The 14444-nt window shown below is 69.6% G+C and carries 8 protein-coding genes; 6 read left to right on the top strand and 2 right to left on the bottom strand.

Translation table 11 applies throughout. From position 1 onward, the window contains the following. Positions 1–130 precede the first annotated feature (130 nt). Entirely contained in the window at positions 131–1012 is an 882-nt protein-coding gene (galU, locus tag J2S22_RS08475) for a UTP--glucose-1-phosphate uridylyltransferase GalU (RefSeq protein WP_272776490.1), read from the top strand. 129 nt (positions 1013–1141) lie between these two features. Here galU and J2S22_RS08470 read toward each other — a convergent pair whose 3' ends face one another. Continuing rightward, entirely contained in the window at positions 1142–2866 is a 1725-nt protein-coding gene (locus J2S22_RS08470; RefSeq protein ID WP_272776491.1) for an outer membrane beta-barrel protein, read from the bottom strand. 145 nt (positions 2867–3011) lie between these two features. On the opposite strand from J2S22_RS08470, the gene J2S22_RS08465 reads away from it, so the two are divergent. Then, a complete protein-coding gene (locus J2S22_RS08465) occupies positions 3012–4022 on the top strand; it encodes a KpsF/GutQ family sugar-phosphate isomerase (protein WP_272776492.1) in 1011 nt (336 codons plus the stop codon). Positions 4023–4065: 43 nt separating this feature from the next. On the opposite strand, the gene J2S22_RS08460 is transcribed toward J2S22_RS08465, so the two are convergent. Further along, the gene (locus J2S22_RS08460; protein WP_272776493.1) at positions 4066–4881 is read right to left on the bottom strand and encodes a helix-turn-helix transcriptional regulator; all 816 of its coding nucleotides are present in this window, start codon (positions 4879–4881) and stop codon (positions 4066–4068) included. 539 nt (positions 4882–5420) lie between these two features. Here J2S22_RS08460 and J2S22_RS08455 point away from each other — a divergent pair. The 4 genes from J2S22_RS08455 to J2S22_RS08440 all read left to right on the top strand — a co-directional run bounded on the left by J2S22_RS08455 (position 5421) and on the right by J2S22_RS08440 (position 14071). Further along, on the top strand, positions 5421–7430 hold the full coding sequence (locus J2S22_RS08455) for a methyl-accepting chemotaxis protein (protein WP_272776494.1): 2010 nt from the start codon (positions 5421–5423) through the stop codon (positions 7428–7430). Positions 7431–7619: 189 nt separating this feature from the next. Next, positions 7620–9629 carry a methyl-accepting chemotaxis protein gene (locus tag J2S22_RS08450; protein WP_272840335.1) on the top strand — a complete coding sequence of 670 codons (2010 nt, stop codon included), beginning with the start codon at positions 7620–7622 and terminating at the stop codon, positions 9627–9629. A 358-nt stretch (positions 9630–9987) separates the two neighbouring features. Continuing rightward, on the top strand, positions 9988–12144 hold the full coding sequence (locus J2S22_RS08445; protein ID WP_272776496.1) for a methyl-accepting chemotaxis protein: 2157 nt from the start codon (positions 9988–9990) through the stop codon (positions 12142–12144). Between the two features lie 238 nt (positions 12145–12382). Next, positions 12383–14071, top strand: coding sequence for a methyl-accepting chemotaxis protein (locus J2S22_RS08440; protein WP_272776497.1), 1689 nt, complete (start codon positions 12383–12385; stop codon positions 14069–14071). The last annotated feature ends 373 nt before the right edge of the window (positions 14072–14444 follow it).

The raw sequence follows: 14444 nt of genomic DNA, 5'->3' as shown, positions 1-14444 counted from the left end.
CCGCGCCGCTCACCATGGCTCGCGAAGGGCCGTTTCTCCGCCTGTTTATCCATGGACTCGGATTTCGGGCCGTGGTTCTTTGCCGCGGCTTCCGAGCCTCGTTCGGTTCGCAACCGCATGTGAAAGCGACATGACAAAGCCCATCCGCAAAGCCATTCTGCCCGTCGCCGGCCTCGGCACCCGCTTCCTTCCGGCCACCAAGGCCATGCCCAAGGAGATGCTGCCGGTCGTCGACCGGCCGCTGATCCAGCACGTGGTCGACGAGGCGCGCGAGGCCGGCATCGAGCACATCATCTTCGTCACCGGCCGCAACAAGGCGGTCATCGAGGATCATTTCGATCGCCAGTACGAGCTCGAGGTGACGCTGACGGAGCGTCGCAAGTTCGCCGATCTCGAGCATCTCGAGCGCGACCTGCCGATCCCGGGTCAGACCAGCTTCACGCGCCAGCAGTCGCCGCTCGGCCTCGGCCACGCGGTGTGGTGCGCCCGCGACATCGTCGGCGACGAGCCCTTCGCGCTGCTGCTGCCAGACGTGCTGGTGCAGGCCGAGCGCGGCTGCCTCGCCCAGATGATGGATGCCTATCGCGAGGTCGGCCAGCGCGGCAACGTCATCGCCGTCGAGCCGATGCCCGAGGACAAGCTGCACATGTACGGCGTCGTCGGCGCCGGCCAGTCGACCGGCAAGGGCTTCGCCGTCACCGAGATGATCGAGAAGCCGGCGCGCGGCAAGGCGCCGTCGAACCTGATCATCACGGGCCGCTACATCCTGCAGCCGGAGATCTTCGGCATCCTGGAGAACCAGAGCTGGGGCGCCGGCGGCGAGATCCAGCTCACCGACGCGATGATCAAGCTGGCGATGAGCCAGCCCTTCTTCGGCGTGAAGTTCGAGGGCCGCGCCTTCGACTGCGGCTCCAAGATCGGCTTCCTGGCCGCCAATGTCGCCTATGCGCTCGCCCGCGACGACATCGCTCCCGCCTTCCGGGCCGAGCTGAAGCGCCTGCTCGGGGAGTAGGGCGGCGGCGCGTTTCATCGTTCCGGGACGGCGCGAATGCGCCGGACCCGGAATCCGGTCAGACACTCGGAGCTTTGCCGCCGGATTTCGGGCCCGCGCCTGCGGCGCGCCCCGCCGTGACGGCGGATTTTATCGCTGCAGCCGCAGGCCGACCGTGACCGTGGTCGCGTCCCAGTCGGCGTTCTCCAGGTTCGAGCGCAGCCAGTCGTGCCGCAGCTCGCCCTTCAGCTGAACCTCGCGGCTCAGCTTGTAGAGCATCGCGATCGAGACGAGATAGCGGTGGTCGAGGCGATCCGACCCGACATAGTCGTCGATGCCGGTGCCGATTCGGGCCGTGCCGATCAGCCAGCGGCGGAAGGCATGGTCGACCTGCAGCGTGACGTCGCGGCTGAACACGCCCGACAGGCCGGGCACGATGATCTCGGACGCGCGCGTCGTGCCGATCAGCTTCACGGTCGTGAGATCGGAGGCCGTGTAGGTCAGCGCCGCGTCGATCGTGAGCCCCGACATGGTGGTGAGCTGGTCGTCCTCGTAGAAGCGCCACAGCCAGCCGAGTGCCGCCTCGCCGATCAGCTTGCGCGAGAACTCGAAGGTGGAGCCGGCCTTGGCGTAGACGCCAGTGGAGTCGCGGTCGTAGCCGTTGCGGTCGATCTTCTGCGAATGCACGCGGGTGTCGGCACCGCTTTCGACGAACGGCCTGAGGCCCGGCTTGAGCTCGTAACCGACCCGCAGCGAGCCGCCGTACTGGTTGTACTCGCGGTCGGCGTTGCTCGACGTCGTTCCGTCGGAGAGCAGCGAATCCGAGTACATTTGGTGGTCGATCGTGCCCTTGGTCGTCACCTCGAGCCGGTTGAACTGCTGCACGTGGCCGAGCGTCGCGCCGACCGTGGTCACCAGCGGAAACCGCTTCAGGCCGGTCTGGACGTTGGGGCTGCCGGGATTGTCGGTGGAGATCAGGGCGCGCGCCTCGCCCTCGAAGCGCGACAGGCGGTCGACGTCGAAGCGGCCCGTCACCCGCGAATCCATGGTCGGCCGGTCGATGACCTCCGGGGTGGCCGAGGCCGCCACGGTGCCGGCGTTCTCGCTCACCGGCGGATAGGTCTGGCCGTACCACGTGTAGGTGCCGCGCAGGTCGGCGTTGAGCTGGTGGCGCTGCCAGTCGGAGCGGATGATCAGCTCCGGCGCCACCGTGGTGAAGCCGGAGCCGGCGAGTCCCTGGATGCGGGTCGGGTTCGAATCGTAGCCGGTGGTGACCTCGATCGCCGGCCGCAGCGTGAAGGCGCCGGTGCGGATGCCGAGCGGCGCGTAAGGGTCTTCCTCGGGCCGCGGCGAGCGTCGCGGGATCGTCGCCGTGGTCGGCACGTTGAGGCGCGACGTGGTGTCGATGTCGGGGCCGCCGCGTCGCCGCAGCCGGCCCGGCACGACGACCGGGATCTCCTGCGGATTGGTGCCCGGCGTGAGGGTGGGCGGCACCGGCGCTTTCTTCAGGCGCGCCGCCTCCTGCTGGCGCTGGGTGAGCGACTGCGGCACGCGCGGCCGGCGGGCGTTCCGCGAATCGAAGCCGGTGGCGGCCGTCGTGGTCGAGCGTGGCTGCGATCCCGAAGGCGCGGTCTCGCCGTCGCCCGTCCCGAAGGTGGTCCGCCCGTCCGGTGCCGCCGCGGTCGGGCTGCCGGGCCGGAAGCGGGCGCCGCTGGCGTCCGGCGCCGGGGCGAACAGGCCGGGCTCCTCGGCCGAATCGGTGCCGAAGGCCGGCGTCTGGGCGAACCCCGGCGATGCCGCGACGGCCACGAACCCCGCGCCGACGATCGCGCCCGGTCCGAGCCATGCGGCGAATCGAGAGCTGGGGCGCGGCACCGATACATCCTCCACGCCGGCCGGCGGCACTGACAGAACTGGTCAACCGGAATAGGGCCGTTATGGTTAATAGCGGGTTCACGCGGCGTCCCGGGCCTGCGTCGGCGACGGTTGCGCGGCGGCCAAAAACGAGTAGAGACGGCGCATGTCAGACGTCATCCTGCCGCCCACCGACCTCGCCCCCGGAACTCATCGCGACCTGATCGAGACGGGCCTTCGCACCCTCGAGGCCGAGGCCGAAGGGATAGCGGCGCTCGCCGCCGCCATGCGGGACGGGCTCCGCGAGCCGTTCACGGCGGCCTGCACGACGATCCGGGCGGCGCGAGGCCGCGTCGTGGTCAGCGGCATGGGCAAGTCGGGCCATGTCGGCCGCAAGATCGCGGCGACGCTCGCCTCGACCGGCACGCCGGCCTTGTTCGTGCATCCGGCCGAGGCCGGGCACGGCGATCTCGGCATGATCACGCCGGACGACGTGGTGATCGCGCTGTCGTGGTCGGGCGAGACGGCCGAACTGCGCGCCTTGATCGACTATTCCCGCCGCTTCCGGATTCCGCTCGTCGCCGTCACCTCGGACGGCGCCAGCACGCTCGGCAAGGCCGCCGACGTGTGCCTGGCGCTGCCGCCGGCGCGTGAGGCCTGTCCGCACAACCTGGCGCCGACCACCTCGTCGCTGATGCAGCTCGCGCTCGGTGACGCCCTGGCGATCGCCCTTCTGGAGAGCCGCGGCTTCACGCCGCTCGACTTCCGCAACCTGCATCCGGGCGGCAAGCTCGGGGCGGCGCTCAAGTTCGCCCGCGACCTGATGCACACCGGCGAGGCGATGCCGCTGTGCCGGCTCGGCAGCCGCATGGGCACCGCCGTGCTGGAGATGTCGACCAAGGGGTTCGGCTGCGTCGGGGTCGTCGACGCCGACGGGCGCCTGGTCGGGATCGTCACCGACGGCGACCTGCGTCGTCACATGCGGCCGGATCTGATGGAGATGCCGGTCGACGAGGTGATGACCCGGTGGCCGATCGTCGCCAAGCCCGATCAGCTGGCCAGCGAGGCCCTGCAGGTGCTGAACGCGTCCAAGATCACGGCCGTGTTCGTGACCGAGACGGCGATGCCGGTCGGCATCGTCCATCTCCACGATCTCTTGCGGATCGGCGTGGCCTGAGCGTCACGCCGCGGGCGGGCGGGGTCGCGGCCGGGGCGACGAGTCAGGGCTGCCGGCGCATCTCGTCGTGCGGGCGGGTGAGGGTCCAGTGGATCGCCTGGGCGCGGTTGGGAACGCCGAGCCGTGCCAGGATGCCGGAGACGTGGATCTTCACGGTGTTCGGCGAGATCGCCAGCATGCGGCCGATCTCGATGTTGCTCAGCCCCTTGGCCATCAACTCGAGCACCTGCCGCTGGCGGCGGCTGAGCGCGACCGCGGGACCGCCGGTCTTGGGGTCGATCGTGCAGGGCAGCGAGTCGGCCGCCTCGGCGGCATCGGAGGCGGGTGCGACGGTCCGCATCGATCGCTCGATCGTCTCCATCATCCGCTCGAGCCGGGCATTGAACGGCTCGACCCCGAAATCGTCCTTCAGCACGACCGGCCTCGGCCTGTCGGGCGAGGCGGCCGGCATCAGGCGCGAGATGTCGATGTGGAGCAGAACGGCGCGCGCCTCGCCCTGGGTGAAGGGGAAGCCCAGCATCAGGAACCAGTTCTGCGCCGTCGGTGTGTGGCACGGATAGATGAAGGACAGGCAGTCGACCCGGCCGTTCAGCAGCTGGGTGATGCCGTCGATGATCCGGCCCGACTGCTCGTCGGCGAAGGCGCAGTACTTCAGGTAGTTCTGGCCTTTTCCGCTGTTCGCCAAAGCGAGGCCGGAGGTTTCGGCGAAATCCCTCCAGGCGGCGTTCGTGGCCAGGATCGTCCCGGCGCGATCGAGGACCACGGCCCGAACCGACTGCCCTGCGAACGGCAGTTCGAAGGCCGTCAGGGCCCGGTCGAGTTCCGAATGCGTGCTGCACGTCGCGAGGTTATCCATCATAAGGGTTGCTTCTTGTCCGCTGATGTGGCGCATCATCCCGAGTCACCGTTTAAATCTATTCTAAATAGAACGATTATTACAAGCCGATCTCTACTGAGGCTTAACTGATCTTGAGTTTGATTCATTAATTCTGGGGTGATTATGATTAGCTCAAATGGACTAGTTAGCAATCTGTGAGCGCATTTGTTCGCTCGATGTTCGCCAAGTCGTGTCGTGTTAGCAACTTTTAATTGTATTTATCTATCGATAATTCGACTTAAACGAGACTGATTGGAAGGGCTCCCGTCGGATTCGTGCACAGGACCGCTCGATGGCGCAGCATTCGCCGCCGACAGCCGGGCCTCCGAGCAGCCTTATGGGCCGGTTCGGGGCTGCGATTGCCGCAGCGGCAAGCGTGAGCCGCGAACCTCCTGTGTCGAAATGAAGTATTTCAGCACCGCCAGGATCGCACCGGGAAGCCAGCGAAATGACGCCGGTTGTTTCCACAGTATTAATGCTCGTGTGGGTAGGGTTCGCCCACCCCCGGTTGGGAGACCAGCATGCGACGGTTCCGGTTTCGACTCGCGACCCGTGTCTACTGCGGCTTCGCGGTGCTTCTTGCCTTTGCGGTCGGCCTCGCGCTCCTCGGCAGCGTCGGCCTCTCGTCGATCAAGTCGAGCGTCGAGCGGATGAGCGCCCTCTCGGAAAACACCATCCGGGCGCTGCAGATCGCCAAGGACGTCGAGGTGATGCGGCGTGCCGCCCTGCAGTTCAAGACGGACGGATCCGGTGCCGCGATGCGGGACGGCACCGAGGCCGCGCAGCGTGCCGTCGCGTCGTTGCAGGCCGCCGCGGCGGACTCCTTCACCGAGGAGCGACGATCGCTCTACCGCGACGCCGAAAAGGCGATCGGCGAGTTCCAGACCCGCCGCGAGGCGCTGGTCGAACTCGGCAAGGAGATTCGCGCCGATCGGGCCAAGCTCGACGCCGGTGGTGCCGCCCTGGACGCGGCCATGGCACGCATGACCGAGGCGGTCCGTCAGGTCGACGACCCGAGTCTGGCGCTCGCGGTCGCCGATCTGGAGAAGGGCGTCCAGGCGGTGCGCACCGCGATCTGGTGGTTCGTCGCCACCCTCGATCCCAAGGCCTCGAGCCGCTTCAAGGCGAGCATCGAGGCCGCCTACGAGGCGATCGCCCTCGCCGAGCAGTCCGACCTGCCACAGGACGCGCTTTCGGCTCTCGGCCCGGTCAACGCGACCCTCGCGGTGTTCGCCGCCAGCTTCGAGCACGTCGCCGCGACCGCAAAGCGGGGCGACTCGCTGTTCGCCGGCGAGATGGTGCCGCGGATCGAGGCCGTCCAGGCCGCGGTGGCGCGCGCCCAGGCCTCGCTCGCGCAGGATTTCGCCGCGTCCCGCGCCGCGTCCGAAGACATCGTGTCGACCACCATCTGGGTCCAGCAGGTGACCGTGGCGGTCGCCGTGCTGCTCGGTGCTCTGCTCGCCTGGCTCATCGGCCGCAGCATCGCCACGCCGATCCGGCGCATCACCGGGGTGCTGATGGAGCTCGCCCGCGGCGACAAGACGGTCGACATCCCCTACACGGACCGGAGTGACGAGGTCGGCGACAACGCCCGCGCCGCGCAGGCCTTCAAGGAGAACCTCGTCCGCATCGAGCAGGTCGAGGCGGAACGCCACCAGGCCGACGCCCGCGCCGAGCGCCAGCGTCGCGAGGCCATGCAGAAGATCGCCGGAGACTTCGAGCAGGCGGTGGGGGCGATCATCGACACGGTGTCGTCGGCATCCGGCGAGCTCGAGGTCGCGGCCCGCAGCCTCACCCGCACGGCCGAGACGACGCAGGGACTCGCGTCCACCGTCGCGTCGGCCTCCGAGCGCGCCTCCGGCAACGTCCAGAGCGTCGCCTCGGCGAGCGACCAGATGAGCACCTCGGTCGGAGAGATCGGTCGCCAGGTCCAGGAATCGAGCCGCATCGCCGCCGAGGCGGTCCGCCAGGCCGAGAAGACCGACGCCCGCATCGGCGAGCTGTCGCAGGCCGCCAACCGCATCGGCGACGTGATCAAGCTGATCACGGCGATCGCCGAGCAGACCAATCTGCTGGCGCTCAACGCCACCATCGAGGCGGCGCGCGCCGGCGAGGCGGGCAAGGGCTTCGCGGTCGTCGCCCAGGAGGTCAAGGCGCTCGCCGCGCAGACCGGCAAGGCGACCGGCGACATCTCGGCCCAGATCGGCAGCATGCAGGCGGCGACCCAGGACTCGGTCGCGGCCATCAAGGAGATCGGCGGCACCATCGGGCGGATCGCCGAGATCTCCGGGACCATCGCGGCGGCCGTCGAAGAGCAGGGTGTCGCGACCGCGGAGATCGCGCGCAACGTCCAGGAGGCGGCGCGCGGCACCGGCCAGGTGGCGGCCAGCATCGTCGACGTCAATCGCGGCGCCGGCGAGACCGGGGCGGCCTCCTCCCAGGTGCTCGTCGCGGCGCAGTCGCTGGCGAGCGAGAGCAATCGGCTCAAGCGGGAGGTGGCGAGCTTCCTCGACACGGTCCGGGCGGCCTGATCGGGCTATGCCGCCCGCGCCCCGCGGCGGCCGCCGAGGCGGCCGTCATCGGTTCATTCGATTCAGATTTTCTATTTTGGGACAACTATTTGTCGCATGGGTGCCCTGCGGCTCGCGGCCCTGCCGCTTCATAACGCATTAAGGTCGAGGTCCTAAACGGGGACGGTTAACCCACCCCTGGACCCTGCCATGTCCCTTCCCCAGCTCCGCCTGTCGGCCCGAATCTACTCGGGCTTCGCCGTTCCGCTCGTGTTCGCCGTCGCCCTCGCGGCCTTCGGCAGCTACGGCCTCCTGACGATCGAGTCGTCGGTCGAGCGCATGAGCGCGCTCTCGGCGAACACGATGCGCAGCCTGCAGATCTCCAAGGAGCTCGAGGTGATGCGTCGCACCGCGCTCCAGTACAAGGTCGACGGCAACGACGCGGCGCTGTCCGAAGGGGTGGCGGCGGCCGAGCGGGCCGTCGGTCTCCTGGACGCTGCCGCGGCCGCCACCCGGTCGGCGGAGCGGCAGGCGCTCTACGGCGAGATCAAGACCGGCATCGGGGTCTACGAGGCGTTGCGCGAGCGGCTGATCGCGGCGGGGCGGGAGATCGCGGTCGAGCGCAGCAAGCTGTTCGCCGGCGGCGATGCGCTCTCGGCGGCGGCGGCCAAGATGGTCGACGCGGCGCGCGGCAACGACAGCCTGCCGCTGGCGCTGGCCCTTTCCGATCTGGAGAAGAACATCCAGGCGGTGCGGGTGGCCAACTGGCGGTTCCTGGCGACCCACGACCCGAAGGGGCCGGCGGTGTTCAAGGCGGCCGTGGCGAAGACCGACGAGACGATCGAGCTCATGCAGCAGTCCGACCTGCCGCTTGACGTGCTCACGGCGCTCGATCCGGTGCGGCTCGCGCTGTCCAACTACAGTGCCGGCTTCCAACTCCTCGTCTCCGCGCTGGCCCGCGGCGACGCGCTGTTCACGTCCGAGATGGCACCCAAGATCGAGCAGCTGCAGGCCAGGACCGCGGCCGCCGAGGCGAGCCTCCAGTCCGACTTCGCGGCGGCGCGCGACCTGTCCGAGAAGACCATCACGAGCACCGAGTCGATCCAGCAGATCATGGCCGCCGTCGCGCTCGCCCTCGGGGTGCTGATGGCCTGGCTGATCGGCCGTGCCATCGCCGGCCCGATCCGGCGCACCACCGGTGTCCTGATGGAGATCGCGCAGGGCAACAAGGACGTCGAGATTCCCTATGTGCACCGCCGCGACGAGGTCGGCGACAATGCCCGCGCCGCGCAGGCCTTCAAGGAGAGCCTGATCCGTATCGAACGGGTCGAGGCCGAGCAGCGCGAGGCCGATGCGCGCGCCGCGGCGGAGCGGACCGCGACGATGCAGCGGCTCGCCGGCGACTTCGAGGGCGCGGTCGGTGCGATCGTCGAGACGGTGTCGACCGCCTCGACCGAGCTCGAGGCGGCCGCCGGCACCCTGACCCGCACGGCCGAGACCACCCAGTCACTTTCCACCGCGGTGGCGGCGGCCTCCGGCCAGGCCTCCGCCAACGTTCAGAGCGTCGCCTCGGCGACCGACGAGATGACCTCCTCGGTGCAGGAGATCTCGCGTCAGGTGCAGGAGTCGAGCCGCATCGCGGCCGAGGCCGTGCGCCAGGCGGAGCGCACGGACAGCCGTATCACCGAGCTGTCGCAGGCGGCCCAGCGGATCGGCGACGTGGTCAAGCTGATCACGGCGATCGCCGAGCAGACCAACCTGCTCGCGCTCAACGCGACGATCGAGGCGGCCCGCGCCGGCGAGGCCGGCAAGGGCTTCGCGGTGGTCGCCCAGGAGGTCAAGGCACTGGCCGCCCAGACGGCCAAGGCGACCGGCGACATCGCCGTCCAGATCAACGGCATGCAGGCGGCGACCCAGGAGTCGGTCGGGGCCATCAAGGAGATCGGGGGCACCATCGGCCGCATTGCCGACATCGCCTCGGCGATCGCGGCGGCGGTCGAGCAGCAGGGCGCCGCGACCGCCGAGATCGCCCGCAACGTCCAGCAGGCCGCCCGGGGCACCGACGAGGTCGCCCGCAATATCGGCGACGTCGAGCAGGGCGCCGGCGAGACCGGCTCCGCCTCGGCCCAGGTGCTGTCGGCGGCGCAGTCGCTCGCCGGCGAGAGCGCCCGGCTGAAGACGGAGGTGGCCCGATTCGTCGCGACCGTGCGGGCTGCCTGACCCCACGGTCGTCGATCCGGTCGTCGTTCCACTCGCATGAAAGCGCGTGCCCCGGGGAGGGGCGCGCGCTTTCGCTGTCTTTGCCGGCGACTGCTCTGCCGGCGGTTCTCGGCCGGCCAGTCGTCTTCCGGCGCGTTCTCGTCCGGCTCGGCTTCGGGCTGCACCGCGACTACTACCAAGCGGCGATGAGTACTCGCGCGTACACAGGTAGAATGATCGCAATTTAACAAACGATTAGTTGTCCTCGCCTGTAATGGTCTCCGAAATAAACGGCACATTTCGAGGTCGTGAATCCGGTCGCTGATGCGGCCGGAGCCGATCATTCGCGCCGACCTCGCAACTCGGTGGGGGCCATGTCATGGCGGATCAAGAACATTCCGGCTCGGTCGCGGGCCGACTCCGGTCGGCCTATGCCGACCGCTCGATCGGCACCAAGATCACGATCGGATTCGGCCTCGTGCTCGCCGCCGTGGTGGCGATCGCACTCCAGGCGCGCGACGGCTTCGGCGCGGTCGGCGAAAGCCTCGCCGCTTACGCCCAGCGCAACGCCGTCGCCGGGCTCGCCCGCGACATCGACCGCGAGTTCGTCGGCCTGCGCCGCGTCTTCGGCGACTACGTCGCCGAGCCCACCGAGGCGAGGCTCGAGGCCGTGCAGGCCCGCCGCGCGCGGGTGCAGGCGGCGCTCGACCGCGGTCTCGCCGAGGTGAAGGCGCCGGAGCGGGCGGCCGCGCTGAGGCGGATCGCCGCCGACGTCACCGCCTACGGGCAGGCGTTCGAGGCGATCGTTCCGCTGCGGCGGGAGCAGCGCACGATCTCCTCCGTCACGCTCGCGCCGCTCGGTGCCAAGATCACGGGCAGTGTGGATGCGCTGCAGCGCTGGGCGAAGGCGGGCGGGGACGGGGCGGCCGAGGGGCGCGTCGCCACGGTGCTGCGGACCCTGCTGATGAGCCGGCTGAACGTCGCCAAGACGTTCGGGCGGCTGGAGGACAAGGCCGACAAGGCGACCGAGGCGAGCTTCAGCGAGCTGCTCACGGCGATCGACGCGGTCGAGGCGCTCGCCGCCGACCCGGAGAGCCGCAAGCTGGTGACCGATCTGCGGACGAACCTCGCCGGCTATGTCGCGGGATTCAGGACCTATGTCGCGGCGATCGTCGAGATCGAGCGGCTGGTGGCCGACATGGCGGTCAAGGCCGAGGACGTCGCCACGGCGGCGGCCGGGATTCGCGACAGCGCCGCGGCCGAGCAGGCCGCCATCCTCGACGCGACCGAGAGCCGGCTCGCCGGCGCGGCCGGGGCCGTGACCATCGGCAGCCTCGTGGCCGTGCTGGCGGGCCTCGTCCTCGCCTGGCTGATCGGCCGCAGCATCGCGCGCCCGATCGTGCGGATCGGCGACGTGCTGGTCGCCATCGCGGGCGGCGACCGGAGCGTGGAGATTCCCTATGTCGGGCGGCGCGACGAGGTCGGCGCCAACGCCCGCGCCGCGCAGGCGTTCAAGGAGAACCTGGTGCGCATCGCCGCCATGGAGGCCGAGCAGCGCGCCGCCGACGAGCGGGCCGCCCAGGACCGGCAGGCCGCCGTGCACCGCATCGCCGACGAGTTCGAGGCGGCGGTGGGCGAGATCGTCGAGAGCGTCTCGGCGGCGGCGACCGAGCTCGAAGCGGCCTCGGGCAGCCTGACCCGGACGGCCGAGACGACCCAGAAGCTGTCGACCGTGGTGGCGGTCGCCTCCGAGCAGGCCTCGGCCAATGTCGAGAACGTCGCCTCGGCGACCACCGAGATGACCTCCTCGGTGAACGAGATCAGCCGGCAGGTGCAGGAATCGACCCGCATCGCCTCCGAAGCCGTGCGCCAGGCCGAGAAGACCGACAGCCGCATCGGCGAGCTGTCGCAGGCGGCGAACCGCATCGGCGACGTAATCAAGCTGATCACGGCGATCGCCGAGCAGACCAATCTGCTCGCCCTCAACGCCACCATCGAGGCCGCCCGGGCCGGCGAGGCCGGCAAGGGATTCGCGGTCGTCGCCCAGGAGGTGAAGGCGCTCGCCGCCCAGACCGGCAAGGCGACCGGCGAGATCGGCGCCCAGATCGCCGGCATGCAGGCGGCCACCCAGGATTCGGTCGCGGCCATCAAGGAGATCGGCGGCACCATCGGGCGCATCGCCGAAATCGCCTCGGCCATTGCGGCGGCGGTCGAGGAGCAGGGGGCCGCCACCGGCGAGGTCGCACGCAACATCCAGCAGGCGTCGCACGGGACCGCCGAGGTTGCCCGCACCATCGGCGAGGTGAGCCGCGGCGCCGGCGCCACCGAGGCGGCGTCCGAGCAGGTGCGCGGCTCCGCCGCGATGCTGGCGGTCGAGGGCAGCAAGCTCAAGGACGAGGTCCGCCGCTTCCTGATGAACGTGCGCACCGGTCCGCTCGACCGGCGCGAGCGCGACGACCCGTCCTACACGGGCCCGGAGCGGCGGGCCGACCGGCGGGCGGCGCGCCCGGCGGCCCTGTCGGGCCGCGCGGCCTGACCGGGGCATGACCTCGTCGGCGCGACCCGAACGGGTGCGCCGATCCCGACCTGCTATCAGGGATTAGTCCTGGAGGACTAGCGCAAAGATTGCCATGCGTTCGTCATTCTCCGCATGCGAGCAGCAAATTTTAATAAATTCGGGTGATGCTCCTCCCAATACCTCCTTGGGGCCGCCGTCACGGTTGCGCTGTGTGCGGTCCGCTTTCGGTGACCTTCGCATTGGAGATGCGTGACCCATGCCGCGAGTGACCCTGACCATCGGCCGCAAGATCGTCGTGCTCATCGCCATGGCCGTCGTCGGCCTGATCGGTGTGGCGCTGCTCGATTCGCGCGAGCTCGCCTCGAGCTTGACCGAGCAGCGCAAGCAGGAGCTCAAGCACCTCACCGAGCTGGCGATGGGCATCGTCAAGGAGGAGCATGCGGCGGCGGCGGCCGGGCGGGTCGGGACCGAGGAGGCGCAGGCGCGCGCCAAGGCACGGGTCGCCGGGCTGCGATACGGCAACGGCGACTATTTCTGGATCAACGACATGGAGCCGCGGATGGTGATGCATCCGATGCAGCCGCGGCTCGACGGCAAGCCCCTCGGCGACTTCAGGGACCCGAGCGGCAACGCCCTGTTCGTCGGCTTCGTCGACATCGTCCGGCGCCAGGGGGCCGGCTATCACGCCTACCAATGGCCGAAGCCGGGCTCCGAGAGGCCGCAGCCGAAGCTCTCGCACGTCGCCGGCTTCGCGCCGTGGGGCTGGGTGATCGGCACCGGCGTGTATGTCGACGACCTCGAAGCCCAGACCTGGGCCGCGACCCGCAACACGCTCGCGGTCACGGCCGTGATCGTGCTGATCACGCTCGCCGTCGCGATCGCGATCGCGCGCAGCATCACGGGCCCGCTCCGGCGCATGACGAACGCCATGAAGGACCTGGCCGGAGGCCGGCTCGACGTCGAGGTGCCCGGGGTCGGGCGGAACGACGAGGTCGGCGCCATGGCCGAGGCCGTCGCGGTGTTCAAGACGAACGCGATCGAGCGCCGGCGGCTCGAAGCCGAGCGGAAGGAGGCGGAGGGACGCGCCGCCGCGCAACGCAAGGCCGATATGGTGCGGCTGGCGGACGCGTTCGAGCAGGCGGTCGGCGGCATCATCGCCACCGTCTCGTCGGCGGCCACCGAGCTGGAGGCGACTGCGACGACCCTCACCCGCACGGCCGACACCACCCAGAAGATGTCGGCGTCCGTCGGCGCGGCCTCGGAGGAGGCATCGACCAGCGTCCAGGCGGTCGCCGCGGCGACCAACGAGATGTCCTCGTCGATCGGCGAGATCTCCCGCCAGGTCCAGTCGTCGAGCCGCATCGCCGAGGCGGCGGTCGGCCAGGCGGCGAAGACCGACGCGCGCGTCGGCGCGCTGTCGGTCGCGGCGAACCGCATCGGCGACGTGGTCAAGCTGATCACGGCGATCGCCGAGCAGACCAACCTGCTGGCCCTCAACGCGACCATCGAGGCGGCCCGTGCCGGCGAGGCCGGCAAGGGCTTCGCCGTGGTGGCCAACGAGGTGAAGGCGCTGGCCGGCCAGACCGCCAAGGCGACCGGCGAGATCTCCGCGCAGATCGCGGCGATGCAGTCCGCGACCCAGGACTCGGTCGCCGCCATCAAGGAGATTTCCGGCACGATCGGGCAGATCGCCGAGGTCGCATCGGCGATCGCCGCCGCCGTGGAGGAGCAGGGCGCCGCCACGGCGGAGATCTCGCGCAACATCCAGCAGGCGGCGGCTGGCACCACCCAGGTGTCGCAGACCATCACGGCGGTGAGCCGCGGCGCCGAGGAGACCGGCGCGGCCTCGGGCGAGGTGCTCGACGCCGCCGGCCAGCTCGCCGTGGAAAGCAATCAGCTCCGCAGCGAGGTGGCCAGGTTCCTCGACACCGTGCGGGCCGCCTGAGCGCCGCGCGTCTTGCGGCCGCGTCGCCTCGCCACATCGTCTCGCAGCCGCAGGGCCGTGAGGCGATAGCCTTTTGGAGAACCATCCGGTCGGCGGGCTATAAGCATATAGCAAAATAATACTATTTCTACGAATAGTGGAGCGGTGCCATTCGAAACACTTACGGTATAGCACCGCAAATATATGGTAGCGTTCGAAATACATGCAATCGCCACGCGACAGGCATGCTTTTCTATCATTCGATCCGACTAAGATTTAAATGCGAATTTAAGCAATCGAATTCACCCTTGTCCCGTTTTCAACTGCATCCCGACGACGGGCGCGCAGTCTCGCCGCCACCCGGATGCCGCCCCACTGCATCCCGCCGGCCGTC

Origin of the sequence: Rhodoplanes tepidamans (assembly GCF_030813915.1) — a bacterium.
GTDB classification, from domain to species: Bacteria; Pseudomonadota; Alphaproteobacteria; order Rhizobiales; family Xanthobacteraceae; genus Rhodoplanes; species Rhodoplanes tepidamans.
This window is presented reverse-complemented; position numbering and strand designations above follow the sequence as displayed.